Genomic DNA, 26,006 nt, shown 5'->3' with positions numbered 1-26,006 from the left:
ACCGGCGCCGGTCAGCTGGATTCGCGGTGGACGGCGACAGTGCGGAGCAGGTCGTGGCGGACGGGCGGCGCGCCCGGGTGCTGGACCATCCGGTCGATGGTCTCGGCCAGCGGACGGGTCATGGCGAGGTCCATCCGGACCGTGCTCAGCCGGGGCCGCAGCAGCCGCCCGATGAGGGAGTCGTCGGCCCCGACGACCGCCGTGTGGGCGGGTACGGCGATCCCCGCGTCCTGGAGGGCCCGCATCAGCAGCATGGCGTACTCGTCGTTGTAGGCGAACACGGCGTCCAGGCCGAGCCGCTCCCAGTCGGCGGCGACCTGGGCCGCGGACTCCTCCTCGAAGCGCAGCGGCACCGGCCGGATCCGGGCCCCGGCCTGTTCGGCGGCGCGCCGGGCCCCGGCGAGGCGGGGTTCGGAGAAGGGTGAGCGGCCCGGCTCCTGGGGCATGACCACGCCGATGTGGCGGCGGCCGCGGGCCAGCAGGTGCTCCACCGCGCTGGAGCCGACCCGCCGTTGGTCCATGACCAGGCCGTGCGCTCCGGGCACCGGCTCGGGGCCGAGGGTGATCACGGCCTTGGCGCCGGAGCGGGTGAGGATGGCCGTACCGTGCGGGGTGAGGGTGATGCCCGGGGGGACGACGACGGCGACGGGCCGCAGTTCGGCCCAGGCCGTGGCGGCCTCGTCGGCGGTGAGGCCGACACTGCCGTACTGGACGACGGTGTAGTCCAGGCGGCGCAGTCCCGCCTGGAGTTCCTCGAAGAGGTAGTGGTGCAGCGGTCCCGCCGGTATATGGCCGGAAGGCAACAGGACCATACGGCTGTGTCCGGCGCGCAGGCTGCGGGCGGCGGCGTGCGGGACGTAACCGAGCTGCAGGGCGGCCTCCCTGACCCGGCGTCGGGTGGGTTCGCTGATCCGGACGGTGGCGTTGTTGTTCAGGACGTACGACACGGTGGCCCGGGACACTCCGGCGAGACGCGCGACATCGGCGCTGGTCGGGACGGAGACTTCGGTGGGCTGCTTGGGTAACTGGCTCATGGCGTCCGGCAGTCTTCCAGACCCGTGGGGCCGGGCCCCGGTCCGGGTGCCGCACAGCCGGTCCCGGTGGCCGGAACGACGCCCCGCGGTCGCGGTTCGGGGCCCCGTTCCCGGTGTCGGGCGCCGAACGTCCTACGGTGTGGTGATGACGTTCCACGACAGCGCCCACCGTCCCGACAACCCCCTCGACGTCCCCGGCAGCAGCGGGCCGACCGCCACGGTGCAGGCCGACCCCGAGGACGTCGGTCCCGTGCGCACCTCGTACGCCCCCGACCGTGACGGCGATCCGGACCCGGGCGAGATCGTCTGGACCTGGGTGCCGTACGAGGAGAACGACGGGCGCGGCAAGGACCGTCCGGTGCTCGTCGTCGCCCGCGAGGCGTCGGGCACGGTGCTCGCCGTGCAGCTCTCCAGCAAGCAGCACGACCGGGACCACGAGTGGGTGGCGCTGGGCGCGGGGCCGTGGGACAGCTCGGGGCGGCCGTCCTGGGTGGATCTGGACCGGGTGCTGCGGGTCCACGAGGGCGGGATGCGCCGCGAGGCGGCCGCGCTGGACCGGGCGCGCTTCGACCGGGTCGTCGAGCGGCTGCGGGAGCGCTACGGCTGGAGCTGACCGGCGGTGCGAGAGCCGTCGCACGACGCCCGCGGGGGCCCATCGCGCCCGGGGGTCCGGGGAGTACGGCGGGCAGGGCCTCCGGGCTGGTCCGTCCGGCCTGTCCGGCATGCCTTGACCTGGTGCGTTGCGATCGCGACGGCGGGACCGTGTTCCGTCCCGTGCGCGGCCCCGTGCCCACCGGCGATCCCCCCCTGGCCGGCGCGGGCGGGGCATCCTGGTGGGGGCCCCGAACCTGGGGCAACCGGATTTCCGTGGCTCGGGGGCACCCTTGTGCGATCTCGGGGTACGGGTTTGGGTGGTAGTCAGGCAGCTCAGAAGGAGGCCCCTCATGGCCCCGGACATTCCCGGTGCGACCGGCTCGCGCCCGGCCGCGGATCCCCTCGATGTGACGGGGACGGAGGATTTGCTGCGCGGCATATGTTTCAAGACGGGCCCGCCCCGCACCGTGGGCGTGGAACTCGAATGGCTCATTCACGACCGGGAACGTCCCGATCTCCCGGTCGGCCAGGAGCGGCTGGACAGCGCCTTCGGCGCGGTCCGGGCGCTCGACCTCAGCGCGGCTCTGACGTTCGAGCCGGGCGGGCAGCTGGAACTCAGCTCGCAGCCCGCCGGGTCGCTGATGGAGTGCGTCGAGACCACCGCCGCCGATGTGGCGGCACTCCGCGCCGGTCTCGGTGCGGCGGGACTCGCTCCGGTGGGGCTCGGCGTCGACCCGTGGCAGGCGCCGCGCCGCAGGCTGCGGGAGCCGCGTTACGAGGCGATGGAGGCCGCTCTGGACCGTACGGGCCCCGGGGGCCGGGCCATGATGTGCACCTCCGCGTCGGTCCAGGTGTGTCTGGACGCGGGCGAGGAGGAACCGGGGCCGCTGGGGTACGGGCGGCGCTGGCAGCTCGCGCACCTGCTCGGGGCGGTGCTGGTGGCGGCGTTCGCCAACTCCCCGTTCCAGCAGGGTCGCAGGACCGGGTGGCGCTCCACCCGCCAGGCGCTCTGGGCCGAGCTGGACCCGGGGCGGACGCTGGCGCCGGTGGGCGGGCGTCTCCCACGCGAGGCATGGGCCGCGCATGTGCTGGACTCCACCGTGATGTGCATCCGGCGCGACACGGGCCCGTGGGAGGTGCCGGAGGGGCTCACCTTCCGGGAGTGGATCCGGACCGGGTCGCCGCGTCCGCCGGTCCGGGCCGACCTCGACTACCACCTCACGACCCTGTTTCCGCCCGTGCGGCCGCGGGGCCATCTGGAACTGCGCATGATCGACGCGCAGAGCGGGCCCGACGGGTGGCTGGTGCCGCTCGCCGTCGCCACGGCCCTGTTCGACGACCCGGAGGCCGCCGAGACCGTGTACCGGCTCGTGAAGCCGCTGGCCGAGACGGCGGGGTCCGCCGCGGCCCCGCGCAATCCCCTCTGGGAGAGGGCCGCCCGCGACGGCCTGTCCGACCCCGAACTGCGGACCGCGGCCACCGGCTGCTTCGCCGCCGCGCTGCCGGCGCTGGAGCGGATGGGGGCGAGTCAGGCGGTCCGGGACACCGTGGCGGCCTTCACCGACCGCTATGTGGCCCGGGGCCGATGTCCGGCCGACGACCTGCCCGAACCGGGCGACGTCGCCGCGTGGGCCCTGCTGGCCGGTGCGGACGCGCCGGGCACCTCGCACCCCCTCCGTTCCGCGTCCGGCTCCGTCCCCGGTACTCCGGCGACGGACCCGCACCCGGATCTTCCGCCGCGCCCCGGAAAGGCGGCCTCCGCATGACCGAGCACCGTGCACAGGACACCCCCGGCACACCCGGCACGGGCCGTGCCCCCTCCGACGGCTTCGATCCGGCCCGGTCCGCCGGGCCCGGCGCCACCGGCTTCCCGGTGGCGCCGGGCACCGACCCCGAGGCGCTGCGGGCACGCGCTCTCGACGCCCTGCTGACCGCGCGAGAACGTACCGCGCTGCTCACCGACAGTGTGGACGAGAAGGAACTGACCGCTCAGCACTCCCCGTTGATGTCGCCCCTGGTCTGGGACCTGGCGCACATCGGCAACCAGGAGGAGCAGTGGCTGCTGCGGGCCGTCGGCGGCCGGGAGGCGCTGCGCCCGGAGATCGACGGGCTGTACAACGCCTTCGAGCACTCCCGCGCCTCGCGCCCCTCGTTGCCGCTGCTGGCTCCCACCGAAGCCCGGACGTACGCCTCCGACGTCCGGGGCCGGGCACTGGATCTGCTGGAGAGCACCCCGCTGCACGAGGGAGGCCGTCCGCTGGAGCGGGCCGGGTTCGCCTTCGGGATGATCGCCCAGCACGAACAGCAGCACGACGAAACCATGCTGATCACCCATCAGCTCCGTTCGGGGCCGGTCGCCTTGACCGCTCCCCCACCGCCCGAGCCGTCCGGTGCCGGGGCGCTCCCCGCCGACGTGCTGATCCCCGGGGGCCCGTTCACCATGGGCACTTCGGCCGAGCCGTGGGCCCTGGACAACGAGCGGCCCGCCCACCGCCGCGATGTGGCCGCCTTCCACCTGGACACCGCGCCGGTGACCTGTGGCGCGTACCGCCGTTTCGTCGAGGACGGCGGCTACCGCGACGGGCGGTGGTGGGCCCCCGAGGGCTGGGCCATGGTCCGCGAACACGACCTGGCCGCCCCGCTGTTCTGGCACCGGGACGCGGGCCAGTGGCTGCGCCGCAGGTTCGGGGTGACCGAGCAGGTCCCGGACGACGAGCCGGTGCTGCACGTCAGCTGGTACGAGGCGGACGCGTACGCCCGCTGGGCGGGGCGGCGGCTGCCGACGGAGAGCGAGTGGGAGAAGGCCGCCCGGCACGACCCTGTCTCCGGCCGCTCCCTGCGCTACCCGTGGGGCGACGAGGACCCGACGCCGGAGCGGGCCAACCTGGGGCAGCGCCATCTGCGTCCGGCGCGCGCGGGCGCGTATCCGCAAGGGCGCTCACCCTTGGGCGTGGGCCAGTTGATCGGCGATGTGTGGGAGTGGACGTCGAGCGACTTCCTGCCCTACCCGGGGTTCGTGGCGTTCCCCTACCGCGAGTACTCGGACGTGTTCTTCGGCCCGGGGCACAAGGTGCTGCGCGGCGGCTCCTTCGCCGTGGGCGAGGTCGCCTGCCGGGGCACCTTCCGCAACTGGGACCTTCCGGTGCGGCGGCAGATCTTCTCCGGTTTCCGCACCGCGAGGGACGCCTGATGTGCCGTCATATCGCCTATGTTGGCGAGCCGGTGGCGCTCGGAGACGTCCTGCTGAAACCCGAGCACTCCCTGGTGCGCCAGTCCTGGGAGCCGCGCCGTCAGCGACATGGCACGGTCAACGCGGACGGGTTCGGCGTCGGCTGGTACGCGGACGGCGACCCGCTGCCCGGACGCTACCGCCGCCAGGGGCCGGTCTGGGGCGACGAGACCTTCACCGACCTGGCCCGGGTGGTGCGCAGCACCGGGCTGCTCGCCGCTGTGCGCGACGCCACCGAGGCCGGTGCGGACGGCGAGGCCGCGGCCGCGCCCTACGCCGCCGGGCGGCTGCTGTTCAGCCACAACGGGGCGGTGCGGGGCTGGCCCGGTTCGCTCGCCCCGCTGGCCGCCATGCTGCCCGCCGAGCGGCTGCTGTCGCTCGCGGCCCGCAACGACTCGGCGCTGGTCTGGGCGATCATCGGGCACCGGACCGACGCCGGGGACGAACTGCCGCACGCGGTCGTCGAGACCGTGCGGGACATCGCCGCCGCCGCCCCCGGATCCCGGCTGAACCTGCTGCTCACCGACGGTGTCACCATCACCGCGACCGCCTGGGGCGACACCCTGTGGTACCGGTCGGATCCGGGCCGCCGCACCGTGGTCGCCTCGGAGCCCTACGACGACGATCCGCTCTGGCGCGAGGTCCCCGACCGCACCCTGCTGGTCGCGACCTCCGCAGACGTCCTGCTCACCCCGCTCAAGGAGCCCCCCGCGTGAGTCCTTTCCTGCTGACCCGCACCCTGCCGGAGGACGCGACGGACGCGGCGCTGCGCGCCGACGTCCTCAGCGGTCTGACCCGGCGCCCGAGGACACTGCCGCCGAAGTGGTTCTACGACGCGCGCGGCAGCGAGCTGTTCGAGGAGATCACCCGGCTGCCCGAGTACTACCCGACCCGTGCGGAGCGGGAGATCCTGGAGGAACGCGCCGGGGAGATCGCGGCGGCCTCCGGGGCCCGGACGGTGATCGAGCTGGGTTCGGGGTCGTCCGAGAAGACCCGCCATCTCCTGGACGCCCTGCCCGAGTTGCACAGCTACGTTCCGGTGGATGTGAGCGAGAGCGCGCTGACCGGCGCGGCCGAGTCGCTGCTGGCCGAGCGTCCCGACCTGTCCGTGCACGCGCTCATCGCCGACTTCACCGGCGGCCTCGCCCTGCCGGGGACACCGGGCCCCCGGCTGGTGGCGTTCCTCGGCGGGACGATCGGCAACCTCCTCCCCGAGGAGCGGGCCACGTTCCTGCACTCGGTGCGTACGCTGCTCTCCCCCGGTGACGCGCTGCTGCTGGGCACCGACCTGGTGAAGGAGCCGGAGACGCTCGTCGCCGCCTACGACGACGCGGCGGGGGTGACGGCGGCCTTCAACAAGAACGTGCTGAGCGTCGTCAACCGTGAGCTGGGGGCCGATTTCCCGCTGGAGGAGTTCGAGCACGTCGCGGTGTGGAACGCCGAGGAACGCTGGATCGAGATGCGGCTGCGGGCCCGGCGGGCGCTGAGCGTGAAGATCCGGGAGCTGGACCTGGTGGTGCCCTTCGAGGCCGGTGAGGAGCTGCGTACGGAGGTGTCGGCGAAGTTCCGGCAGGAGGACGTGCGCGAGGAACTGGCCTCGGCCGGTCTCCAGTTGTCTCAGTGGTGGACGGACGCGGCGGGGCGGTTCGCCCTGTCCCTGGCCACGGCCGTCTGACCGGACCGGCGAGGCCCCTCCCCGGGGCCGAGGACGGCCGCTTGCGCTCTGCGGGCCAGGGCGCGGCGGCCGTTCTCGCGCTCCGCGGGGATCGGTGCGAGGACGTCGACCTCGGCGGTGAGCCCGGCGGCCCGCACCACCCGCCACAGGGAGGCGGCGAGCGGGTCGTCCCCCACGAAGGCGGCGGCACCCGCGGCCGGTCCGGGGCGGTGCGGGGCGGCGGACCGGTAGACGATGCGGACCGGCCGCACCGCCGCTCCCGCCTCGATCGCCGCCTGGAACACGGCAGGCCGGAACACCCCGCCGCCCCGCCCGCACCAGGTGCTGCCCTCGGGGAAGACGACGACCCGCGAGCCGGAGCGCAGCGCCCCGGCGACGGTCCGCACGGCGGTGGGCAGGGCGCGCAGCCGGTCGCGCTCGATGAACAGGGTGCCGCCGCGCGCGGCGAGCGGTCCGAGCACGGGCCAGCGCCCGATCTCGCTCTTGGCGAGCATCCGGCCGGGCAGGACGGACGCGACGAGCGGGATGTCGAGCCAGGAGATGTGGTTGGCCACCACCAGCTCGCCGGGGGCCGCGGAGCCGCCCGCCGCCCGGCGGCTCCCCGGGCGGCCGCGCACCGTGACCCGTACGCCGAAGGCACGCGGTACGGCGGCCGCCCAGGACCGGATCAGCCGTTCCCGCGCCGCGGCCGGGAGCAGGGCGGCCGACGGGGTGCACGCCACGCCCAGCAGGACCAGTGCGCAGCCGGTCAGCAGCCGCAGGACCGCGGGCAGCGCCGCGCGTACGGCTCCGGTGTGCCGGGCGCAGCCGCCCGGGGTGCAGGGGGCGGCCGGCAGCCAGGGGCTGGGCGGTCCGGGGTGGGTGCTCATCGCAGCGGGGCCAGTGAGCGGAAGTGGCGGAGGTAGCGGGGGTCGGTGCGGCGCAGCGAGAGCAGGACGTACAGGTCGGCGACGTTGAAGTCGGGGTCGTGGGCGGGGGCGCCGCAGACCCAGGCGCCGAGCCGGAGGTAGCCGCGCAGCAGGGGCGGCAGATCGGCCCGGGAGCCGGTGGCCTCGCCGTGGGCCGAGGCGTCCCAGAGGCGGTGCGGGGTGACCCAGTGGTCCTCGGGGGCGAGGTGCGCGGCGCGTACGGTGTTCCAGCTGCGGGCGGCGAGCGCCCCGCCGTCGGCCAGGGGCAGCGAGCAGCAGCCCGCGATCCAGTTGTGGCCGGTGCGTTCCATGTAGCGGGCGAGTCCGGCCCAGATGAGGGCGATGACCGCGCCGTCGCGGTGGGCCGGGTGGACGCAGGAGCGGCCGACCTCGACGAGGTCGTCGCGGATGGGGGCGAGCCTGCTGAGGTCGAACTCGCCCTCCGCGTACAGGCGTCCGGCGATCCGCGCGCGGTCCGGCGGCAGCAGCCGGTAGGTGGCGACGACGTCTCCGGTGGCTGTCTCGCGGACCAGCAGGTGGTCGCAGTAGGCGTCGAAGGCGTCGATGTCCAGGCCGGGTTCGGGTCCGTCCAGGCGGGCGCCCAGCTCCCCGGCGAACACCAGGTGGCGCAGGCGCTGGGCGGCGCGCACGTCGTCCTGGCTGGTGGCGAGAGAGACCCGGTAGGCGGGTTCCGCCGGGCCGCCGAGGGCGGGGGCGGGGGCCGGGGCGGTGGGGAGCGGGGCGTGCGGAGCGGCGGGCAGTACGGTCATGGCGGTCTCCGGGGACGGATCGGCGAGGGATGCCCGCCGGGTCGCCATGCGTGCGGCGGCCCGGCCCCTTACTTCTCCCGCCGTCGGCTGGATTCGACATGACCGCCGCTGGGAGCGGACATGTGCGACGGCTGAATCCCCGGAGTGCCGGACCGGGCCCACGCCATCCGCCCCGCCCCGCTCCTCTCGGAGGGGCGGGGCGTGGGTCAGCTGCCGGCCAGCATGGCGGTGATCCGCTCGGAGGCCGCCCGCGCCTCCCGCTCGGGGTCGCCGCCCTGGAGGACCGCCGTCATGTAGGGCTTGATCGGGTTCTCCGCCTCGACCCGGGCCCACTGCGGCGAGTTGGGGGTGGCGCGCCCCTCGGTGGCCCCCTCGGCCATCGCCGCGGTGCCCTCGTCGCCCTCGATGACGTGGGCGAGGCTCGGCTTGTTGGGGACGTAACTCATGCTCCGGGCCAGCTCCGTCTGCCATCTCTCGCTCGCCAGCGCCTTGACGACGGCGATGCCCGCGCCGCGCTCGTCGGCGTTCATCGGGACGATCAGGTCCGAGCCGCCGGTGAACACGGAGCCGGGGGACTTCGCGGTCTTCCCCGGAATGGGGAAGTAGCCCAGCTTCCCCTTGAGTTCGGGGTTCTTCTGCTCGATGAGGGCGGCGCTGCCGGGCATCGAGATGATCTGGGCGACGTCCCCCTCGGCGAACACGTCGTTCTGCGGCGGCTTCTCCTCGTCGGAGTCGGACGGGCCGTCGCCGAGCCCCTGGAGCTCCTTGTAGAACGCCATGCCCGCGAGCGCCTCCTTGCTGTGCAGGGCCCCCGTCCAGTCGCCGCCGTCCTCGTCGGCGAGTTCGCCGCCCTCGTCCCAGATGAACCCGGCCAGTGCGTACCAGTTCTGACCGGCCAGGTAAATGCCCTGGTTGCCCTCGGAGTTGAGCTTCTCGGTGGCGGTGATCCACTCGGCGCGGGTCTTGGGGGGCGTGTCGATCCCCGCCTGCTCGAAGATGTCCTTGTTGTAGATCACCACGCGGTTGGCCGCGTACCAGGGGATGCCGTACTGCACTCCGTCGATGCTGCCGGGCTGGGCGAGACCGGGCAGCCACTCCTCGCTGCCGAGGTCCCGCATCGACTCCAGGGTGAGGTCGCGCAGGCCGCCGCTGCCCGCGTACTGCGCGACCTGGGTGTTGCCGACCTCGATGACGTCGGGCGCCTCGTCGCCGTCCAGGGCCGCCAGGACCTTGGGCCCGATGCCGCTCCACTCCTGGATCTTGAACTCCAGCTGGACCGAGGAGTTCTCCTCCTCGTACGCGCGCGTGAACTTGTCCAGGAAGCCGGGCGAGACGCTGTCCTTCATCAGCCAGACCGTGACCGTGCGGTCGCTTTCACCGGAGCCCGGCAGGTAGCCGCATCCACCGAGCGTGACGGACGAGACGAGCGCGACGGCTCCGGCGAGTATGCGGTTCTTCACGTGGTCACCTTCTGCGAAACGGCACGACGAAATCAGGACCCGGTGTGGGGGGATTGCGGGCGGCGCTCGCACGGGCTTTTGGCCGAATCCTGGTATGGACCAAGGAGTAGGTCAAGGCGCGTGCCGGACCTGGCTTCTCCTCCGCCCTCCCCTCGCGGGGCATACCGGATTAAGGCAACGTGGTCACAGGAGAGGAGACAAAAATGGCGAATCATACGTATCGGGTCACCGAGATCGTAGGAACCTCCGAGGAGGGGATCGACGCGGCGATCCGGAACGGCATCGCAAGAGCCGCGGAAACGTTGCACAACCTCGACTGGTTCGAGATCAACCAGGTGCGCGGCCATATCGAGGATGGCCGGGTCGCACACTACCAAGTCGGCCTGAAGGTGGGTTTCCGGCTCGACGAGAACCCCTGACCGGGTACGCCCGTCGCACTCCTGGGCGGACTTGAGCGCCTTCGACGGACGGGCCCACCGAGCCCGCGCCACGGTGGATCCAGCCATCTCCGCGGCGTCGCACACCAACGCGTCGTCGTCCACGGACACCCGCACACTCCGTGCCGTGCTTCGGGAGGGAATCCTGACCGGCCCGGAGCGTTGAAGGAGACGTGAGCGCGCTGATCTCCTCCACCCGGTTCTCCTTCCTGGACCGCTCCCGCACCCGCGCGGGGCACGACGGCCCGCAGGCGCTGCGCGACACCGTGGCGCTGGCGCGGGAGGTGGAGGAGCTGGGGTACCACCGCTTCTGGGTCTCCGAGCACCACAGCGTGCCGGGAGTCGCCGGGTCGGCGCCGACGGTCCTGGCCGCCGCCGTCGCCGCCGCGACCTCCACCATCCGGGTCGGGACCGGCGGGGTGATGCTCCCCAACCACCGACCGCTGGTCGTGGCCGAACAGTTCGGGGTGCTTGCCTCCCTCTTCCCCGGCCGGATCGACATGGGGCTCGGCCGCTCCGTGGGCTTCACCGACGGGGTACGGCGGGCGCTCGGCCACGGCAAGGAGGACGCGGAGGACTTCCCCGGCCGCCTCGCCGAGCTGCTCGGCTGGATCGACGGCACCCAGCAGACCTATCCGCAGGTGCGCGCCCGCCCGGCGGAGGGCCTGCGCATCCCGGCGTACGTCCTGGCGGTCGGCGGAGGCGCGGCGGTCGCGGCCGCCGCCGGGCTCCCCCTCGTCATCGGCGACCTGCGCGGCCGGGAGAAGGTGCTGCGGGCGATCGACGTCTACCGCGGCGGCTTCCGCCCCTCGTCCCGTGCCGCGCGCCCCGAGGTCATCGTCTCCGGCACGGTGGCCGTCGCCGCCACCGAGGAGGCCGCCCGGCGGCTGCTGGTCCCGGAAGCCTGGGCCATGGCGTACGCCCGTACACACGGCAGCTTCCCCCCGCTGGCGCCCGCCGAGGAGATCGAGGGCCGCACGATGACGGACCGGGAGCGGGATCTGTATGAGCGCGGCCTCGACGGGCACATCCACGGCACACCGGACCAGGTCACCGGACAGCTGGAGACGGCGATCGAGGAGACCGGGGCCGACGAGGTGCTCGTGACGACGAGTACGTACGACCGGGCGGCCCTGGTGGACTCACTGCGGCGACTGGCCCGGATCGCGCAGGCCCGGACCGGTCGCCGCGCCTAGAATCGAACTGTTTGTCCCCTCAGCCGCCACCCCACCGGTTCGGAGCGAAGGCCCCATGCACTCCCCCCACGATCCCTACGTCCGGGTGCGCGGCGCCCGCGAGCACAACCTGAAGGACGTGCGGGTCGACATTCCCCGCGACACGCTCACCGTCTTCACCGGGGTCTCGGGGTCCGGCAAGTCCTCGCTGGCGTTCGGCACCCTCTACGCCGAGGCGCAGCGCCGCTACTTCGAGTCCGTCGCACCGTACGCGCGCCGGCTGATCCACCAGGTGGGCGCGCCCGCCGTCGAGGAGATCACCGGGCTGCCGCCCGCCGTCTCGCTGGAGCAGCGGCGCTCGGTACCCGGGGCCCGCTCGTCCGTGGGGACGGTGACGACGCTCTCCAACTCGTTGCGGATGCTGTTCTCCCGGGCGGGGGACTATCCGCCGGGTGCCGAGCGGCTCGACTCCGACTCCTTCTCCCCCAACACCGCCGCCGGGGCCTGTCCCACGTGCCACGGGCTGGGCCGTGTCCACGGGACCGACGAGCATCTGCTCGTCCCGGACCCCTCGTTGTCGATCCGGGACGGGGCGATCGCCGCGTGGCCGGGAGCCTGGCAAGGCAAGAATCTGCGGGACGTGCTGGACGCCCTCGGGTACGACGTCGACCGGCCGTGGCGCGAGCTGGACGCGAAGGACCGGGAGTGGATTCTCTTCACCGACGAGCAGCCGGTGGTGACGGTGCATCCGGTGCGGGACGCCGGGCGCATCCAACGCCCCTACCAGGGCACGTACATGAGCGCCCGGCGCTATGTGCTGCACACCTTCGCCGACACCAGGAGCCGCACCCTGCGGGCCAAGGCGGAACGCTTCCTGACCAGCGCCCCCTGCCCGGTCTGCGGGGGCAGCAGGCTGCGGCCGGAGGCGATGGCGGTGACGTTCGCCGGGCGGACCATCGCGGAGCTGGCCGCGCTGCCGCTGTCCCATCTCGCCGAGGTGCTGTCGGGCGCCGTGGGGGGTGGCTCGGCCGCGGGCGGCGAGGAGACCGCCCGGGTGCTGACCGGCGATCTGCTGGCCCGGATCAGGACCGTGACCGAACTGGGGCTCGGCTATCTGAGCCTGGACCGGACGGCCCCGACGCTCTCCTCCGGCGAGCTGCAACGGCTGCGGCTGGCCACCCAGTTGCGGTCGGGGCTGTTCGGGGTCGTCTACGTCCTGGACGAGCCGTCGGCCGGGCTGCACCCCGCCGACACCGAGGCCCTGCTGGGGGTGCTGGGGCGGCTCAAGGAGGCCGGGAACTCCGTGTTCGTGGTGGAGCACCAGATGGACGTGGTGCGCCGCGCGGACTGGCTGGTGGACGTGGGGCCGCTGGCCGGGGAGCACGGCGGGCGGGTGCTGCACAGCGGGCCGCCCGCAGGCCTCGCGGAGGTGCCGGAATCCGCGACGCGCCGGTTCCTGTTCGACGAGGACCCCGCGCCGGTACGCGCGCCGCGCACCCCCTCCGGGTGGCTGCGGCTCACCGGCGTCGAGCGGCACAACGTGCGCGGCGTCGACGCGGCGTTCCCGCTCGGGGTGTTCACGGCGGTCACCGGGGTGTCGGGCTCGGGCAAGTCGACCCTGGTCGGCCAGGTGCTCGCCGGGGTGCTGGCGGACCGGCAGGCCGGGGAGGAGGCGCCCGGGGCGGGCGAGCGGTACTGCGCGGCGGCGACCGGTCTGGAAGCCGTGGACCGTCTCGTCCAGGTCGACCAGAAGCCCATCGGCCGGACGCCCCGGTCCAACCTGGCGACGTACACCGGGCTCTTCGACACCGTACGCACGCTCTTCGCGCGGACCGAGGCGGCGCGGGAGCGGGGCTACACGGCGGGCCGGTTCTCGTTCAACGTGCGCGGCGGGCGGTGCGAGACCTGCCAGGGCGAGGGGTTCGTCTCGGTTGAGCTGCTCTTCCTGCCGAGCACGTACGCGCCCTGCCCGGACTGCCACGGCGCGCGCTACAACCCCGAGACCCTGGAGGTGACGCTTCGGGGCCTGACGATCGCTCAGGTCCTGGATCTGACCGTGGAGTCGGCGGCCTCCTTCTTCGCCGGTACCCCGGCCGCCGAACGCGCCCTGAGCACCCTTCTGGACGTCGGGCTCGGCTATCTGCGGCTGGGGCAGCCCGCCACGGAGCTGTCCGGCGGCGAGGCCCAGCGGATCAAGCTGGCGGCGGAGCTCCAGCGGACCCGGCGCGGTCACACGCTGTATCTGCTGGACGAGCCGACGACGGGGCTGCATCCGGCCGACGTGGAGGTGCTGATGCGGCAGTTGCACGGGCTGGTCGACGCGGGCGGCACGGTCGTGGTCGTGGAGCACGACATGGCCGTCGTGGCGGGCGCGGACCAGGTGATCGATCTGGGGCCCGGGGGCGGGGACCGGGGCGGGCGGATCGTGGCGACGGGCACGCCCGATCAGGTGGCGCGCGCGGCGGACAGCCGGACGGCGCCGTATCTCGCGAAGGCGCTGCGGCGGTGATCCCGTACGGCTGCCGCCCGCTCGCAGCCGTACGGGACCACCGCCCCGCTCAGCGGCGGACCTTGCGCGTCGCGCGCAGCCACTCCTTGTTCATCGCGGCGATCGAGGGCAGCGGGATGCCCTTCGGGCAGGCGGTGGCGCACTCGCCGGTCAGGGTGCAGCCGCCGAACCCCTCGTCGTCCATCTGCGCGACCATGTCCAGGACCCGGGTCTCGCGCTCCGGGGCGCCCTGCGGCAGGACGCCCAGGTGGTTGACCTTCGCCGAGGTGAACAGCATCGCCGAGCCGTTGGGGCAGGCCGCGACGCACGCCCCGCAGCCGATGCACTCGGCGTGCTCGAAGGCGAAGTCGGCGTCCGGCTTGGGGACCGGGGTGGCGTGGGCGTCCGGGGCGGTGCCGGTCGGGGCGGAGATGTAGCCGCCGGACTGGATGATCCGGTCGAAGGAGGAGCGGTCCACGACCAGGTCCTTGATGACCGGGAACGCGGAGGCGCGCCACGGCTCGATGTCGATCGTGTCTCCGTCGGCGAAGGACCGCATGTGGAGCTGGCAGGTGGTGGTGCGCTCCGGGCCGTGGGCGTCGCCGTTGATGACGAGGCTGCACGCGCCGCAGATGCCCTCGCGGCAGTCGTGGTCGAAGGCGACCGGCTCGTCCCCGGCGAGGATGAGTTCCTCGTTGAGGGTGTCGAGCATCTCCAGGAACGACATGTCCTCGGAGATGCCGTCGACTTCGTAGGTGGCCATGGCGCCGGGCGTCTCGGCGTTCTGCTGGCGCCAGACGCGCAGGGTGAGCTTCATGCGTAGCTCCGCTGGGTGGGGTGGACGTACTCGAAGACGAGGTCTTCCTTGTGCAGGACGGGGGCGCCGCCGGTGACGGTGAACTCCCAGGCGGCGGCGTAGGAGAACTCCTCGTCGCGCCGCTCCGCCTCCCCGTCCGGGGTCTGGGACTCCGCGCGGAAGTGACCGCCGCAGGACTCGGCGCGGTGCAGCGCGTCGAGGCACATCAGCTCGGCCAGCTCCAGGTAGTCGACGACGCGGTTCGCCTTCTCCAGCGACTGGTTGAACTGCTCGCCGGTGCCGGGGACCTTGATGCGCCGCCAGAACTCCTCGCGGATCTCGGGGATCTTGGCGAGTGCCTTACGCAGTCCGTCCTCGGTACGGGCCATCCCGCAGTACTCCCACATGAGTTCACCGATCTCGCGGTGGAAGGAGTCGGGGGTGCGGTCGCCGTCGACGGACAGCAGCAGGTTGATCCGGTCCTCGGTCTCCGCCAGCGCCTCGGCGACGGCGGGGTGTTCGGCGTCGACGCTCTCGGAGTGCGGGTTGCGGGCGAGGTAGTCGTTGATGGTGGACGGCAGGACGAAGTAGCCGTCGGCGAGGCCCTGCATCAGGGCGGAGGCGCCGAGCCGGTTGGCCCCGTGGTCGGAGAAGTTCGCCTCCCCGATCGCGAAGAGGCCGGGAATGGTGGTCGACAGGTCGTAGTCGACCCACAGGCCGCCCATCGTGTAGTGCACGGCGGGGTAGATCCGCATCGGGACCGTGTACGGGTCCTCGTCGGTGATCCGCTGGTACATGTCGAAGAGGTTGCCGTACTTCGCCTCCACCGCCTTGCGGCCCATGCGTTCGACGGCCTCGGCGAAGTCCAGGTAGACGCCCTGCCCGCCGGGGCCGACGCCGCGCCCCTCGTCGCAGACGTTCTTGGCGGCGCGGGAGGCGATGTCGCGGGGCACCAGGTTGCCGAAGGACGGGTAGATCCGCTCCAGGTAGTAGTCGCGCTCGTCCTCGGGGATCTGACCGGCCGGCCGGTCGTCGCCCTTGGCCTTGGGGACCCAGATCCGGCCGTCGTTGCGCAGCGACTCGCTCATCAGGGTCAGCTTCGACTGGTGGTCGCCGGTGCGCGGGATGCAGGTCGGGTGGATCTGGGTGAAGCAGGGGTTGGCCATGTACGCGCCGCGCCGGTGGGCCCGCCAGATGGCGGTGGCGTTGGAGTTCATGGCGTTGGTCGACAGGTAGAAGACGTTGCCGTAGCCGCCGGTGGCCAGGACGACCGCGTCGGCGAAATAGGTGTCGATCTTCCCGGTGACGAGGTCGCGGGCGACGATGCCGCGCGCCTTGCCGTCCACCACGATGAGGTCCAGCATCTCGGTACGGGCGTGGAGTTCGACGCCGCCGGTGGCGATCTGCCGGGAGAGCGCCTGGTAGGCGCCGAGGAGGAGCTGCTGTCCGGTCTGGCCGCGCGCGTAGAACGTACGGGAGACCTGGACGCCGCCGAAGGAGCGGTTGTCGAGGAGGCCGCCGTACTCGCGGGCGAAGGGCACGCCCTGGGCCACGCACTGGTCGATGATCTCCACCGAGATCTGGGCGAGCCGGTGGACGTTGGACTCCCGGGCGCGGAAGTCGCCGCCCTTGACGGTGTCGTAGAAGAGCCGGTGGATGGAGTCGCCGTCGTTGCGGTAGTTCTTCGCCGCGTTGATACCGCCCTGGGCGGCGACCGAGTGGGCCCGGCGGGGCGAGTCCTGGAAGCAGAACTGGACGACGTGGTAGCCCTGTTCGGCGAGGGTGGCCCCGGCCGAACCGCCGGCCAGCCCGGTGCCGACGACGATGACGGTGTGTTTGCGCCGGTTGGCGGGGTTCACGAGCTTGGCCTGGAAGCGGCGGGTGTCCCAGCGTTCGGCGACGGGCCCCTCGGGGGCCTTGGTGTCGGTGACGGGCTCGCCCGTGCGGTACTGCGTGTAGTCGGGCATGTCAGCTCACCACTCCGGTCATGACGGCGACGGGTACGGAGACGAAGCCCAGCGTCAGCACCGCCGCGAGGAGGTTGGCGAGGGTCTTCAGGACGCGGTCGCGGGTCGCGTTGCCGACGCCGAGGGTCTGCGCGGCGCTCCAGAAGCCGTGCTGGACGTGGAGGCCGAGGGCGAGCACCGCGACGATGTAGATGACGTTGCCGTACCAGGTGGAGAAGGTGTCGATGACGTTCTGGTACGGGTGTCCGGCCTCGAAGCCGGGGTGGACGGTGCCGGTCGTCAGGTCGAGGATGTGCCACACGATGAAGAGGGCGAGGATGACCCCGCCCCACCGCATGGTCCGGGTGGCGTAGCTCGCGCGGGGCCGCTTGTGGACGTACTTGGCGGGGCGCGCCCGGATGTCCCGGCGGCTCAGCTGGTACGCGGACACGCCGTGCAGCACGACGGCGGCGACCAGCCCCACGCGGACGATCCACAGCGCCCACTCGTAGTGCAGGACCGGCTCGCCCATGGTGCGCAGCCAGTGGGCGTAACCGTCGAACTCACCGGGCCCGAAGAAGATCTTCAGGTTCCCCGCCATATGGGCGACGAGATACCCGAGCATGATCAGACCGGTCACGGCCATGATGGTCTTCTTGCCGACGGTCGAGTCCCAGAGCGTTCGCGTCATCGACGGCCGTCGGTCCGTCCGCGATGCCAGTGCCATACACCTGACGGTAGGGCCGAAAGGCCCGATCGGTCCAAGTCATGACCCGGCTGATCTCGATAGGCACCCCCTATCGGCGGACGTTAGGGTCGCCCTGTGCACTTCCAGCAGCTCACCTATTTCGTGGCCGTGGCCGAGACCCGGCACTTCACCCGGGCCGCCGAGGCGGTGCACGTGTCGCAGCCCTCGCTGTCCCAGCAGATCCGGGCGCTGGAGACGGAGCTGGGCGCCGAGCTGTTCAGCCGGGCCCGGGGCAACATCACCCTCACCGACGCGGGTGAGGCGCTGCTGCCCCTGGCCCGCCGCATCCTCGCCGACGCGGAGACCGCCCGGCTGGAGGTGCAGGAGCTGGTGCAGCTGCGCAGCGGACGGGTGCGGCTCGGGGCGACGCCGAGTCTGTGCACGGGCCTGCTGCCGGACGTGCTGCGCGCCTTCCACGACCGGCATCCGGGGGTGCGGCTGCTGCTGGAGGAGGGCGGCTCCCACGATCTCGTACGGCAGCTGGCGCGCGGTGCGCTCGACCTCGCGCTGGTGGTGCTGCCGCTGCCGCCCGGCTCCCCCGCCCTCAGCACGGTGGAGCTGCTGCGCGAGGACCTGGTGGTGGTGTCCTCGGCGGCGGAGCCCGCTCCGGGGCGGGGAGGCCGGGTGCGGATCGCCGATCTGCGGGACGCCCCGCTGGTGATGTTCCGGCACGGCTACAACCTGCGGGAGCTGACGCTCGCCGCCTGCCGCGCGGAGGGGTTCGAGCCCTCGTTCACGGTGGAGGGCGGCGAGATGGACGCGGTGCTCGGATTCGTCCGGGCGGGGCTCGGCATCGCGGTGGTGCCGAGCATGGCCGCGCACCGGGCGGGTCACGATCTGCGGCGGACCCCGCTGGCGGGCCACGGCATGCGGCGGGTGATCGCCCTGGCGCACCGCAGCGACGTGGCCCCGCCCCGGGCGGCGCGCGAACTCCAGCGGATGCTGCTGGAGCTCGGACCGGCGGCGGGCTGAGCGGACGCGCCAAAGGGCGGGCCGAGCGGGGGCGCGGGAAGTCCGGGCCGGGCGGGGCGCGGGGAAAGGCGGTCCGGGCGGGGGGCGCGGGGAGGGACGGGCCGAGCGGGGCGTGAGAAGTCCGGGCCGGACGGGGCGCGGGGAAAGGCGGTCCGAGCGGGGGCGCGGGAAGTACGGGCCGAGCGGGGCGTGGGAAGTCCGGGCCGGACGGGGCGCGGGGAAAGGCGGGCCGGGCGGGGGCGCGGCGGACGGGCCGCGCTCCCCGCTCAGACCGCGTCGGCCAGCAGCAGCGAGTGGATGCGGTCCGGGGCCCCCGGGCGGGCGTAGTACCAGCCCTGGGCGGTGTCGCAGCCGAGCCGGCGCAGCTGCTCCGCCTGGGCGCCGGTCTCCACACCCTCCACCGTCACGGCCAGCTCCAGGCTGTGGGCCAGCGAGACGATGCCCTCCACGATCTTCAGGTCGACCGGATCGGCCGGGTGCTGCTGCATCCCCCGGGTGAAGGAACGATCCAGCTTGAGGATGCTCACCGGCAGACGGCGCAGGTTGGCCAGGTTCGAGTAGCCGGTGCCGAAGTCGTCGAGCGCGATGTCGACGCCCATCTCGGCGAGCTGCCGCAGCGGCTTGAGCAGGTCGTCGTCGGCGCCGATCAGGGCGGACTCGGTGACCTCCAGACACAACGCGCCCGGCTCCAGACCGGAGCGCTCCAGCACGTCGACCGTCTCGGCGACCAGGCGGGGGTGGTGCAGCTGGGTCGGCGAGAGGTTGACGTTGATCCGCAGGGGGCCACCGTCGCTGTGGCGCTCCTGCCAGACGTTCGCCTGCCGGACCGACTCCTCCAGCACCCACCGCCCCAGCGGCACGATGAGCCCGGTGTGCTCGGCGAGCGGGATGAACCGGTCGGGGCCGAGCACCCCGTGCTGCGGGTGGCACCACCGTACGAGCGCCTCCGCGCCGTGCACCGAGCCGTCGCCGAGGTGGACGAGCGGCTGGTACTCGATGAAGAACTCGCCCCGGTCCAGCGCGGCCGGGAGCGCCGTGGTCAGCCCGTGCCGGGTGATCGCGCGGGCGTCGGCCTCGGCGTCCGCCAGCTGGAAGCGGTTGCCGCCCGCCGCCTTCGCCCGGTACATGGTGATGTCGGCGCTGCGCAGCACCTCGGCGGCGCCGCGCTCCCCGGAGGGGCCCTCGACGACCCCGATGGAGCCGCGGACGGTCAGCTCACGGCCGTCGATGCGGATGGGCGCGGCGAGAACGTTCAGGATGCGGCCCGCGAGTTCGTCTACCTCCTGGGCGGTGTCGGGGCCCGTGGTGAGGGCGACGAACTCGTCGCCGCCGAGCCGGGCGACCATCTCGCCGGGGGCGGTGGCGCAGCTCTGGAGCCGGTCGGCGACCTCGACCAGGAGCCGGTCGCCCGCCGCGTGGCCGAGGCTGTCGTTGATCGCCTTGAAACCGTCGAGATCGAGGTAGCAGAGGCCGAAGCGGGTGCCGTCCTGGGCGGTGAGGGCCTTCTCCAGCCGCTCGAAGAACAGCGTCCGGTTGGGCAGTCCGGTGAGGGCGTCGTGAGTGGCCTCGTAGCGCAGCCGGAGGTTGAGCAGCCTGCGCTCGGTGGTGTCCTCCATCAGCGCGAGCTGGTACTGGGGGCGACCCTCGGGGTCGCGCAGCAGCGAGACGGTGAGGTTGGTCCACAGGACGGTGCCGTCGTTGCGGTAGTAGGCCTTCTCGACCCGGTAGTGGTCGCGTTCGCCGCGTACCAGCTCGTTGTAGAACTTCCACACCTGGGGCGAGTCCTCGGGGTGGACCCACTCGTTCACCTTGTGGCTGCGGACGTGGTGCTCCAGGCCGCCGAACATCTTGGTGAGGGTGTCGTTGATCTCCAGGATGTTGCCGTCCAGGTCGGCGATGCCGATGCCGATCGCCGCGTCCTTGAAGACCGCCCGGAAGCGGGCCTCCGTGGCGTGCAGGGCCTCCTCGGCGTGCGAACGGGCCGTCAGCGCGGAGCGGGCGATGGACTCCTGCTCGGCGAGCGTGCGCTCCCGCAGCGCCTGGGAGAACCCGGCGGCCATCGTGTGCTGGATACGGGCGCAGCGGGCCCGGCCGTCCTCGGTGGACAGGGGGCTCAGGCCGTTGTCGCCGCAGTAGAGGACGAGGTAGGAGTCGACGACGCCGAGCGTGGAGCTGAGCGCGTCCGGGTCGGTGCAGTGCGCGTCGACCAGGGCCGCGCCGATCCGGTGGGCGGGCGAGGCGTCGAAGGGGCGGGCGTGCAGGATGCCGTTGAGCCGGCGGGCCAGGGGCAGCAGATGCTCTTCGAACTCGGGCCGGGTCAGGGAGGTGGCCGTCAGCGGGAAGATGGCCCGGCTCCAGATCCTGGCGAATCTGCGGAGGCGGCCTTCCGGACCGTCCGGTTCCGCGTCCGGCTCTCCGGACGCCTGGGCGGGGATGCTCACGCCGTGCGCCCAACCCCTGCGAAGCCCGAGAAGGCGTACGGGTCTTCCTGGCCCGGGGCCTGCGGATCCTCCGGCCGCCACTCCGGCATCGGCACGAGCCCCGGCTCGAGGAGTTCGTACCCGTCGAAGAACCGGCCGATCTCCTCGTGCGAGCGCATGATCAGCGGATTGCGGATGGTGCGGTAGACGCCGATGGTCCCGGCGGCCTGCTCCCGGGGCAGCGGGATGCCCTCGTACGAGGCGTGGGTCAGGACGAGGAGGCTTCCGGGGGCCAGCGCGTCGCGCAGCTCGGCGACCGCCGCGTACGGCTCGTCGGCGTCCTCCAGGAAGTGGAGCACCGCGACCAGCAGGAGGGCCACCGGGCGCTCCAGGTCCAGCAGCCCGGTGATCTCCGGGTTCGTCAGGATGTCCTTGGGGCCGCGCAGGTCGGCGGCGACGGCGACCGCGCGGTCGTTGCCCTCCAGTACGGCCTGGCTGTGGGCGACGGCGACCGGGTCGTGGTCGACGTAGGCGACCTTGGCGGCCGGGTCGGCGGCCTGGGCGACCTCGTGGACGTTGCCGAAGGTCGGAATGCCGGAGCCGATGTCCAGGAACTGGTCGATGCCCGCGGCGACGGCGTGGCGGACCGCCCGGCGCATAAAGGCGCGATTCGCCTGCATGATCTTGGGGAGACCCGGCAGGAACTCCATGGCCTTCCGCGCGGCTTCCCGGTCCACCTCGAAATTGTGCGATCCGCCCAGATAGAAGTCGTACATGCGGGACACGCTCGGCACCGATATATCTATGCCCTGCGGTGCCCAGGCGGGACGCTCCATCGATGTCTCCAACAAGTTCGCCACGGCGATCCGGCCATGTTCATGGTCAGTGTTGACCAGAGGCTACTGATCGACCGCCAGGAGAGCGAGTGGAAACGGAAATTCGCGGTCCGTTATTGGTCACACTCCGGTGACCCGCACGGCCGGTCCGTCGCTGCGCGTATACGGGCCGCGACGGACCGGCACTCCACGTGCCGTTTCCCGGTGTTTCGGGGCCACTTGGGGTTCCTGGGCGATTGTTCGCCGGTGCCGCGACCACCAGGGAGCACCGACAAGCCGGGAATCGGGGGAAACGGCATACCGGGTGCCGCCGCCACCATGGCCGCCGGTGTCCGCGGGTTCGGAGTCACCGGCGAGGCCGGGAGAGACCGGCAGTTGACGGTCCGCGTTTGATCCCGTCGGTGCGTTCGAAGGTCACGAATCCCTTCGCCGTCCCGCCCTTTACATTGTTTTTGGCCACAAGAACGACTACCGGCCACTTTTCGAGGCAGTCGCCGGTGTACGCCGTCTTCATCGGCCATGCGGAGTCCCCGGTGAACCGGTAAACCGTCCTCCCGCGCCGGTCCACCACGATGCCCCCGAGTTCCGGGGCCTTCCGCACGGAAAATCCGGCGGGGCGGGTGGCGGGGCGCCGGAGCGGCTGAAACACGCGGGGCGGCCCAACCGCCCGATCAGGCGAATCACCCGGGGGTACCGCGTGTCCGGCGGCGGCGCGGATCATGCTCCCCGTCGTGTACGGATCACGCATCGGGCGGCTCTCGGCAGCCGCCGCACTCCTCTGGCTGACAGCGCTGCCGCCGCCCGCGAGCGCCGCCGACTGCGCGGTGGCCTCGATCGGGCAGGGTGGCGGCGGTTCCTCGGTCGCCGTGGCGGGCGACGGGGCCTGCGCGGCGGTCACCACGCCGGACCCGCCGCCTCCACCGCCCCCTCCGAAACCGCCTCCCGCGCCCCCGCCGCCACCTCCGCCCGCACCCCCTCCCCCGCCGCCTCCGCCTGCCGAGGTGCCACCGCCGCCTGCCCCCGCTCCGGCGCCGCCCCCTCCGCCACCGCCCGTTCCCGAGCCCCCGCCCCGGCTTTCACCGAAGCCCCCACCCACGCCTCCGCCTCCGCCCCGGGCGTCGCCGTCGCCCGCGCGTTCTTCGCCGGAGCCCCCCGTCCGCGTCGAGCCGCCGGAGCCGCGGCCCGTCGCGCTGCCCTCGTACCGCAGACCGACCCGCGAGACGCCCCGCGGCGGGCCGTCGCTGGTGTCCCTGACCCTGCTGATCACCGCCCCCGCGGTGTTCGCCGTCGCCGTGCTGCGGCCGCGGTCGTCGCGCTGACCGGGAGATACGTATGTCCAACTGGCTGGTCCTGAGCATGGCCATGGCGTCGGCCTGCGCGGTCGTCCTCACCATCGCCGTACTGAACAACCGGCGGATCGCCGATGACGACGACCCGTCCCAGACGCCCGACGTCATCGAGTACATGACGATGATGATCGGCGTGGTCTACGCGATCGTCCTCGGCCTGGCCATCGCCGGGGTGTGGGAGGGCCGCGGCGCCGCGCAGGAGTCCGTACGTCTGGAGGCGCAGGCGCTGCACGAGGTGCGCACGCGCGTCTCCGTCTACCCGCCCGCGGTCCGCGACCGGGTCCGGGCGGACGTGGAGGCCTACGTCGCCCATGTCGTCGACGACGAGTGGAAGGTGATGGCCGAGCGCGGCGAACTGACCGAACGCGGGGCGCGGTTGCTGGGGCGGGTCCGGGCCGGGGTCACCGACTACGAACCGCGGACCGACCACGAGGGGCAGGCCTACCAGCCGCTGGTCGACCAGGTGGCGGCGGCCGACGACGCCCGCAGCTCACGCGGACAGAACGCGGGCGCGACGATGCCGGGGGTGGTCTGGTTCGGCCTGATCATCGGAGCGCTGGTGACCGTCGGGCTGATCTTCACCCTCCAGATCCGCAGAACCTCCCGTGAGCTGCTGCTCGCGGGCCTCTTCAGCGCACTGATCGCCTTCCTGCTCTTCCTCATCTGGGACTTCGACGCGCCCTTCGGCCGGGGTATCTCGGCCACCGCCGCCCCCTTCTTCGACCTCTTCCCGGAGGTTCGCCGCTGAGGCGGCTCCCCGGGTCGGTGCGCCGGCCGGGGGAGGCGACTGACCCATTCGCCGGACCCCGATCGCGCGCGGCGGTGACCCCTCCTAGCGTGTCGGGCATCGAGGTGCATTTTTCCTGCTATGTGGAAATTCGTTCCGCAGCTGCCCCTCGGGGAACCCGGAGGATCGACCATGCGCGCGATACGTGTCGCACCGCTCGCCCTGCTCGGCGCCAGTGCTCTGACGCTGATCGCCCCGTCCACCGCCCTCGCCGCACCGGACGGGGCCGCCAGCACGTTCAACCCGACGATCACCCCCTCGGTCATCGCGCCGGGCGGCCGGGTCACCCTCGGCTCCGGCGGATGCACGGGCGAGACGACCGTCAGCTCGGGCATCTTCGACACGACCGCGATCCCGAGCGGCAGCACGACGGCCACCGCCACCGTCGACACGGAAGCCCGCCGGGGCGCCGTCTACGCGGTGACCTTCTCCTGCGGCTCCACGGGCACCTCCCGCAACGTGAACCTGACGATCACCGGCGGGGCCACCAGCTCCCCCACCCCGACCCCCACCGCCCCGACCTCCGTCCCGACGGCCAGCTCCACGGCCCTCGTGCCGGGCGGGGTGCGCGGCGGTCTCGGCGGCAGCTCCGGCACCACCGGCACGGTGGAGATCGCCGCCGGGGCGGGCCTGGTCCTCGCCGCGGCCTCGGGCGCCGTGTACTTCGCCCGCCGCCGCACCACCGCCCGCCGTCACTGAAGCCCCACCGTGCGTCGCACGACAGTCGCCCCGGGTCCTGTTCCAGGACGCGGGGCGACGGGCGTATCGGGCCGGGCGGGAGGTCCAGGACCTCAGAACGCCGCATGGCTCGTCCGCCGACGACGGACCAGGAAGACCGCGCCGCCGACGGCCGCCGCGGCCACGAGGCCGCCGCCGACCTGCATCTCGACGGAGCTGGGGCCCATCGAGCCGCCGAGGCCGCCCTGCGCGCCCTGACCGGCGAGCACGGTGAACTTGTGCGTCTCGACCCGGCTGTTGTCGTTGCACTTCACCGAGAGGTTGTAGTGCCCCGGCGTGGTGTTGTGCCGGATGTGGGCCGTGGCGTACCCGGTGCCGCCCGCGGAGAGTTCGGTCGTCGGGAACGCGTTCGACCAGACCTTGCCGCCGTGGCCGCAGCCCTGCGCCGTGACCTTCATGGTGGCGCCCTGGTGGACCGAGTACGGGTTGACGGTGATGTTGCTCGGACCGTTGGTCGCCGCGGCCATGGGGGCCGCGAGGCCGACGGCCGCGAAGGCCGTCGCGGTGACCGCGAGAACGCGTGAAGCACGCATCGTGTGAACCTCCTGCGGGAAACGCCCCCGGAGGCTTTTCCTCCGGGCTGGATAGACGAGAACGCCTCCCATGACGAACACTCACCAGCGGACCGGTGGCTCGCACTTCGGCACTGCTCCACCCCGGTGACGCGACACGCCGTGCGCGAGCCCGTGGAACTGACGGAGCCGCAGGTCACAGACCGTCAGAACTTTTATCTGCTGATTACTCCGATGGGCAGGCATCGGGGGCGGGGCCGGCCGGGGGGCCACCCGTTCGCCCCTCTCTGATCGCCGCCCCGCCGCCGCGCCCCTAACGTTCACAGCGTCGCGACGAAGGGAGAACCATGGGCCGGGACTACGCCGGTGGCGAGCGGACCAGACGTGTGCCCTGGGGTGCGGTCGCCCTGGTGATGCTCACCGGCCTCGCCCTCATGCGCAACGGCGCGGAGTTCGGGGAGTCGGGTCCGCCGCAGCCCGCCGCGGCGGCCTCGCTGGGCCTGGGCGAGGACGCCGCCGGACCGCGGGCGCAGGGCGAACCGGTGCGGCCCCTGCCGTACGCCCCGGCCTCGCGCGTGAAGATCTCGTCGATCGACGTGGACGCCCCGATCGTGGACGTGCACCTGGACGCGGGCGGCTGGATCGACGCCCCGCCCGCCGAGGACCCCAACCTCGCCGGGTGGTACCAGAACGGCATCGCCCCCGGCCAGCGGGGCACCTCCGTGATCACCGGCCACGTCGACAACAACTCGGGCCCCGCGGTCTTCTACGGCCTGGGGTCGGTCCAGAAGGGGCACCGCGTCGAGGTGACGCGTTACGACGGCCGGGTCGGGATCTTCGAGGTGTACGGGGTGGAGGTTTTCTCCAAGAACGACTTCCCCGGCCCCCGGGTCTACGGCGACACCGGCCACGCGGAGCTGCGGGTCATCACCTGCGGCGGGTCCTACTCGAAGGCGGGCGGCTACGACGGGAACGTCGTCGTCTTCGCCCGGCTGGTCGGAACGCGCTGAGCGCGCCGGGCCCCGGGGGGGGGGCCCCCGGGCGCGGGGCCCCCCCCCGGCCCGGGGGGGCGCCCCCCGGGGGGGGGGGGGGGGGGGGGGCCCCGGCGCGCGCGCCCCCGGGCCCGTGGGCG

Annotated in this window: 23 protein-coding genes; 12 read left to right on the top strand and 11 right to left on the bottom strand. The window is 73.0% G+C overall.

Annotated elements, in window-relative coordinates; translation table 11 throughout:
- Positions 1-11: 11 nt before the first annotated feature.
- Entirely contained in the window at positions 12-1,034 is a 1,023-nt protein-coding gene (locus tag ACIRRU_RS19875) for a LacI family DNA-binding transcriptional regulator (protein ID WP_403682178.1), read from the bottom strand.
- A 145-nt stretch (positions 1,035-1,179) separates the two neighbouring features.
- Between ACIRRU_RS19875 and ACIRRU_RS19870 the strand changes: the two genes are divergently transcribed.
- The 5 genes from ACIRRU_RS19870 (at position 1,180) to egtD (ending at position 6,532) form a co-directional block, all read left to right on the top strand.
- Positions 1,180-1,647, top strand: coding sequence for a type II toxin-antitoxin system PemK/MazF family toxin (locus ACIRRU_RS19870; RefSeq protein WP_403682175.1), 468 nt, complete (start codon positions 1,180-1,182; stop codon positions 1,645-1,647).
- Positions 1,648-1,978: 331 nt separating this feature from the next.
- Positions 1,979-3,394 carry an ergothioneine biosynthesis glutamate--cysteine ligase EgtA gene (gene egtA, locus ACIRRU_RS19865; RefSeq protein ID WP_403682173.1) on the top strand — a complete coding sequence of 472 codons (1,416 nt, stop codon included), beginning with the start codon at positions 1,979-1,981 and terminating at the stop codon, positions 3,392-3,394.
- Entirely contained in the window at positions 3,391-4,818 is a 1,428-nt protein-coding gene (gene egtB / locus ACIRRU_RS19860; protein ID WP_403682171.1) for an ergothioneine biosynthesis protein EgtB, read from the top strand. Before egtA ends, egtB begins: the two co-directional genes overlap by 4 nt.
- Positions 4,818-5,573: an ergothioneine biosynthesis protein EgtC gene (gene egtC, locus ACIRRU_RS19855; protein WP_403682169.1), complete on the top strand. Its 756-nt coding sequence runs from the start codon at positions 4,818-4,820 to the stop codon at positions 5,571-5,573. The genes egtB and egtC overlap by 1 nt, the downstream gene beginning before the upstream one ends.
- Positions 5,570-6,532 (top strand): L-histidine N(alpha)-methyltransferase, encoded by a 963-nt coding sequence (gene egtD, locus ACIRRU_RS19850; RefSeq protein ID WP_403682166.1) that lies wholly within the window; start codon positions 5,570-5,572, stop codon positions 6,530-6,532. The genes egtC and egtD overlap by 4 nt, the downstream gene beginning before the upstream one ends.
- Here egtD and ACIRRU_RS19845 read toward each other — a convergent pair.
- The 3 genes from ACIRRU_RS19845 to ACIRRU_RS19835 form a co-directional block, all read right to left on the bottom strand.
- The gene (locus tag ACIRRU_RS19845) at positions 6,475-7,401 is read right to left on the bottom strand and encodes a lysophospholipid acyltransferase family protein (protein WP_403682163.1); all 927 of its coding nucleotides are present in this window, start codon (positions 7,399-7,401) and stop codon (positions 6,475-6,477) included. The two genes, egtD and ACIRRU_RS19845, sit on opposite strands and share 58 nt — an antisense overlap.
- Positions 7,398-8,210 carry a GNAT family N-acetyltransferase gene (locus ACIRRU_RS19840; RefSeq protein WP_403682160.1) on the bottom strand — a complete coding sequence of 271 codons (813 nt, stop codon included), beginning with the start codon at positions 8,208-8,210 and terminating at the stop codon, positions 7,398-7,400. The genes ACIRRU_RS19845 and ACIRRU_RS19840 overlap by 4 nt, the downstream gene beginning before the upstream one ends.
- 206 nt (positions 8,211-8,416) lie before the next feature.
- A complete protein-coding gene (locus tag ACIRRU_RS19835; protein WP_403682158.1) occupies positions 8,417-9,670 on the bottom strand; it encodes an extracellular solute-binding protein in 1,254 nt (417 codons plus the stop codon).
- A 203-nt stretch (positions 9,671-9,873) separates the two neighbouring features.
- Between ACIRRU_RS19835 and ACIRRU_RS19830 the strand changes: the two genes are divergently transcribed.
- The 3 genes from ACIRRU_RS19830 to uvrA all read left to right on the top strand — a co-directional run bounded on the left by ACIRRU_RS19830 (position 9,874) and on the right by uvrA (position 13,791).
- On the top strand, positions 9,874-10,089 hold the full coding sequence (locus tag ACIRRU_RS19830) for a dodecin (protein WP_403682155.1): 216 nt from the start codon (positions 9,874-9,876) through the stop codon (positions 10,087-10,089).
- Positions 10,090-10,289: 200 nt separating this feature from the next.
- Complete coding sequence (locus ACIRRU_RS19825; protein ID WP_403682505.1) at positions 10,290-11,303, top strand: MsnO8 family LLM class oxidoreductase; 1,014 nt, start codon at positions 10,290-10,292, stop codon at positions 11,301-11,303.
- Between the two features lie 55 nt (positions 11,304-11,358).
- Positions 11,359-13,791 carry an excinuclease ABC subunit UvrA gene (gene uvrA / locus ACIRRU_RS19820; protein WP_403682152.1) on the top strand — a complete coding sequence of 811 codons (2,433 nt, stop codon included), beginning with the start codon at positions 11,359-11,361 and terminating at the stop codon, positions 13,789-13,791.
- Between the two features lie 49 nt (positions 13,792-13,840).
- On the opposite strand, the gene ACIRRU_RS19815 is transcribed toward uvrA, so the two are convergent.
- From ACIRRU_RS19815 to ACIRRU_RS19805, 3 genes are read right to left on the bottom strand one after another with little or no spacing between them, the layout of a single operon-like run.
- Positions 13,841-14,587, bottom strand: a complete 747-nt coding sequence (locus tag ACIRRU_RS19815; protein ID WP_363199906.1) for a succinate dehydrogenase/fumarate reductase iron-sulfur subunit — start codon at positions 14,585-14,587, stop codon at positions 13,841-13,843.
- The gene (locus ACIRRU_RS19810) at positions 14,584-16,533 is read right to left on the bottom strand and encodes a fumarate reductase/succinate dehydrogenase flavoprotein subunit (protein WP_403682150.1); all 1,950 of its coding nucleotides are present in this window, start codon (positions 16,531-16,533) and stop codon (positions 14,584-14,586) included. Before ACIRRU_RS19810 ends, ACIRRU_RS19815 begins: the two co-directional genes overlap by 4 nt.
- A 1-nt stretch (position 16,534) precedes the next feature.
- Entirely contained in the window at positions 16,535-17,203 is a 669-nt protein-coding gene (locus tag ACIRRU_RS19805) for a succinate dehydrogenase cytochrome b subunit (protein ID WP_363200259.1), read from the bottom strand.
- A 132-nt stretch (positions 17,204-17,335) separates the two neighbouring features.
- On the opposite strand from ACIRRU_RS19805, the gene ACIRRU_RS19800 reads away from it, so the two are divergent.
- Positions 17,336-18,232 carry a LysR substrate-binding domain-containing protein gene (locus ACIRRU_RS19800; protein ID WP_363199908.1) on the top strand — a complete coding sequence of 299 codons (897 nt, stop codon included), beginning with the start codon at positions 17,336-17,338 and terminating at the stop codon, positions 18,230-18,232.
- 266 nt (positions 18,233-18,498) lie between these two features.
- Here ACIRRU_RS19800 and ACIRRU_RS19795 read toward each other — a convergent pair whose 3' ends face one another.
- The 3 genes from ACIRRU_RS19795 to ACIRRU_RS19785 all read right to left on the bottom strand — a co-directional run bounded on the left by ACIRRU_RS19795 (position 18,499) and on the right by ACIRRU_RS19785 (position 22,209).
- Positions 18,499-20,673: a putative bifunctional diguanylate cyclase/phosphodiesterase gene (locus ACIRRU_RS19795; protein ID WP_403682148.1), complete on the bottom strand. Its 2,175-nt coding sequence runs from the start codon at positions 20,671-20,673 to the stop codon at positions 18,499-18,501.
- Entirely contained in the window at positions 20,670-21,488 is an 819-nt protein-coding gene (locus tag ACIRRU_RS19790; protein WP_403682145.1) for an SAM-dependent methyltransferase, read from the bottom strand. The genes ACIRRU_RS19795 and ACIRRU_RS19790 overlap by 4 nt, the downstream gene beginning before the upstream one ends.
- Before the next feature lie 346 nt (positions 21,489-21,834).
- Positions 21,835-22,209 (bottom strand): hypothetical protein, encoded by a 375-nt coding sequence (locus tag ACIRRU_RS19785; RefSeq protein WP_403682502.1) that lies wholly within the window; start codon positions 22,207-22,209, stop codon positions 21,835-21,837.
- Between the two features lie 611 nt (positions 22,210-22,820).
- On the opposite strand from ACIRRU_RS19785, the gene ACIRRU_RS19780 reads away from it, so the two are divergent.
- Together ACIRRU_RS19780 and ACIRRU_RS19775 are read left to right on the top strand one after the other, a co-directional pair.
- A complete protein-coding gene (locus ACIRRU_RS19780) occupies positions 22,821-23,585 on the top strand; it encodes a hypothetical protein (RefSeq protein WP_403682143.1) in 765 nt (254 codons plus the stop codon).
- 171 nt (positions 23,586-23,756) lie between these two features.
- On the top strand, positions 23,757-24,323 hold the full coding sequence (locus tag ACIRRU_RS19775) for a hypothetical protein (RefSeq protein ID WP_403682142.1): 567 nt from the start codon (positions 23,757-23,759) through the stop codon (positions 24,321-24,323).
- A gap of 92 nt (positions 24,324-24,415) precedes the next feature.
- Here ACIRRU_RS19775 and ACIRRU_RS19770 read toward each other — a convergent pair whose 3' ends face one another.
- Positions 24,416-24,895, bottom strand: a complete 480-nt coding sequence (locus tag ACIRRU_RS19770) for a hypothetical protein (RefSeq protein ID WP_363199915.1) — start codon at positions 24,893-24,895, stop codon at positions 24,416-24,418.
- Positions 24,896-25,221: 326 nt separating this feature from the next.
- On the opposite strand from ACIRRU_RS19770, the gene ACIRRU_RS19765 reads away from it, so the two are divergent.
- Positions 25,222-25,884, top strand: a complete 663-nt coding sequence (locus ACIRRU_RS19765) for a class F sortase (protein ID WP_403682140.1) — start codon at positions 25,222-25,224, stop codon at positions 25,882-25,884.
- Positions 25,885-26,006: the final 122 nt, after the last annotated feature.

It is taken from the genome of Streptomyces sp. NPDC101181, assembly GCF_044767975.1.
GTDB lineage: Bacteria > Actinomycetota > Actinomycetes > Streptomycetales > Streptomycetaceae > Streptomyces.
Note: the sequence above shows the minus strand (reverse complement) of the source record. Positions and strands in the feature narration are given on the sequence as shown.

Bases quoted from the DNA above. Each gene is read 5' to 3' on its own strand.
- ACIRRU_RS19875 (WP_403682178.1), bottom strand. From the start codon at position 1,034: ATGAGCCAGTTACCCAAGCAGCCCACCGAAGTCTCCGTCCCGACCAGC.
- ACIRRU_RS19870 (WP_403682175.1), top strand. From the start codon at position 1,180: ATGACGTTCCACGACAGCGCCCACCGTCCCGACAACCCCCTCGACGTC.
- egtA (WP_403682173.1), top strand. From the start codon at position 1,979: ATGGCCCCGGACATTCCCGGTGCGACCGGCTCGCGCCCGGCCGCGGAT.
- egtB (WP_403682171.1), top strand. From the start codon at position 3,391: ATGACCGAGCACCGTGCACAGGACACCCCCGGCACACCCGGCACGGGC.
- egtC (WP_403682169.1), top strand. From the start codon at position 4,818: ATGTGCCGTCATATCGCCTATGTTGGCGAGCCGGTGGCGCTCGGAGAC.
- ACIRRU_RS19845 (WP_403682163.1), bottom strand. From the start codon at position 7,401: ATGAGCACCCACCCCGGACCGCCCAGCCCCTGGCTGCCGGCCGCCCCC.
- ACIRRU_RS19840 (WP_403682160.1), bottom strand. From the start codon at position 8,210: ATGACCGTACTGCCCGCCGCTCCGCACGCCCCGCTCCCCACCGCCCCG.
- ACIRRU_RS19830 (WP_403682155.1), top strand. From the start codon at position 9,874: ATGGCGAATCATACGTATCGGGTCACCGAGATCGTAGGAACCTCCGAG.
- uvrA (WP_403682152.1), top strand. From the start codon at position 11,359: ATGCACTCCCCCCACGATCCCTACGTCCGGGTGCGCGGCGCCCGCGAG.
- ACIRRU_RS19815 (WP_363199906.1), bottom strand. From the start codon at position 14,587: ATGAAGCTCACCCTGCGCGTCTGGCGCCAGCAGAACGCCGAGACGCCC.
- ACIRRU_RS19810 (WP_403682150.1), bottom strand. From the start codon at position 16,533: ATGCCCGACTACACGCAGTACCGCACGGGCGAGCCCGTCACCGACACC.
- ACIRRU_RS19805 (WP_363200259.1), bottom strand. From the start codon at position 17,203: ATGACGCGAACGCTCTGGGACTCGACCGTCGGCAAGAAGACCATCATG.
- ACIRRU_RS19790 (WP_403682145.1), bottom strand. From the start codon at position 21,488: ATGGAGCGTCCCGCCTGGGCACCGCAGGGCATAGATATATCGGTGCCG.
- ACIRRU_RS19785 (WP_403682502.1), bottom strand. From the start codon at position 22,209: ATGATCCGCGCCGCCGCCGGACACGCGGTACCCCCGGGTGATTCGCCT.
- ACIRRU_RS19780 (WP_403682143.1), top strand. From the start codon at position 22,821: ATGTCCAACTGGCTGGTCCTGAGCATGGCCATGGCGTCGGCCTGCGCG.
- ACIRRU_RS19775 (WP_403682142.1), top strand. From the start codon at position 23,757: ATGCGCGCGATACGTGTCGCACCGCTCGCCCTGCTCGGCGCCAGTGCT.
- ACIRRU_RS19770 (WP_363199915.1), bottom strand. From the start codon at position 24,895: ATGCGTGCTTCACGCGTTCTCGCGGTCACCGCGACGGCCTTCGCGGCC.
- ACIRRU_RS19765 (WP_403682140.1), top strand. From the start codon at position 25,222: ATGGGCCGGGACTACGCCGGTGGCGAGCGGACCAGACGTGTGCCCTGG.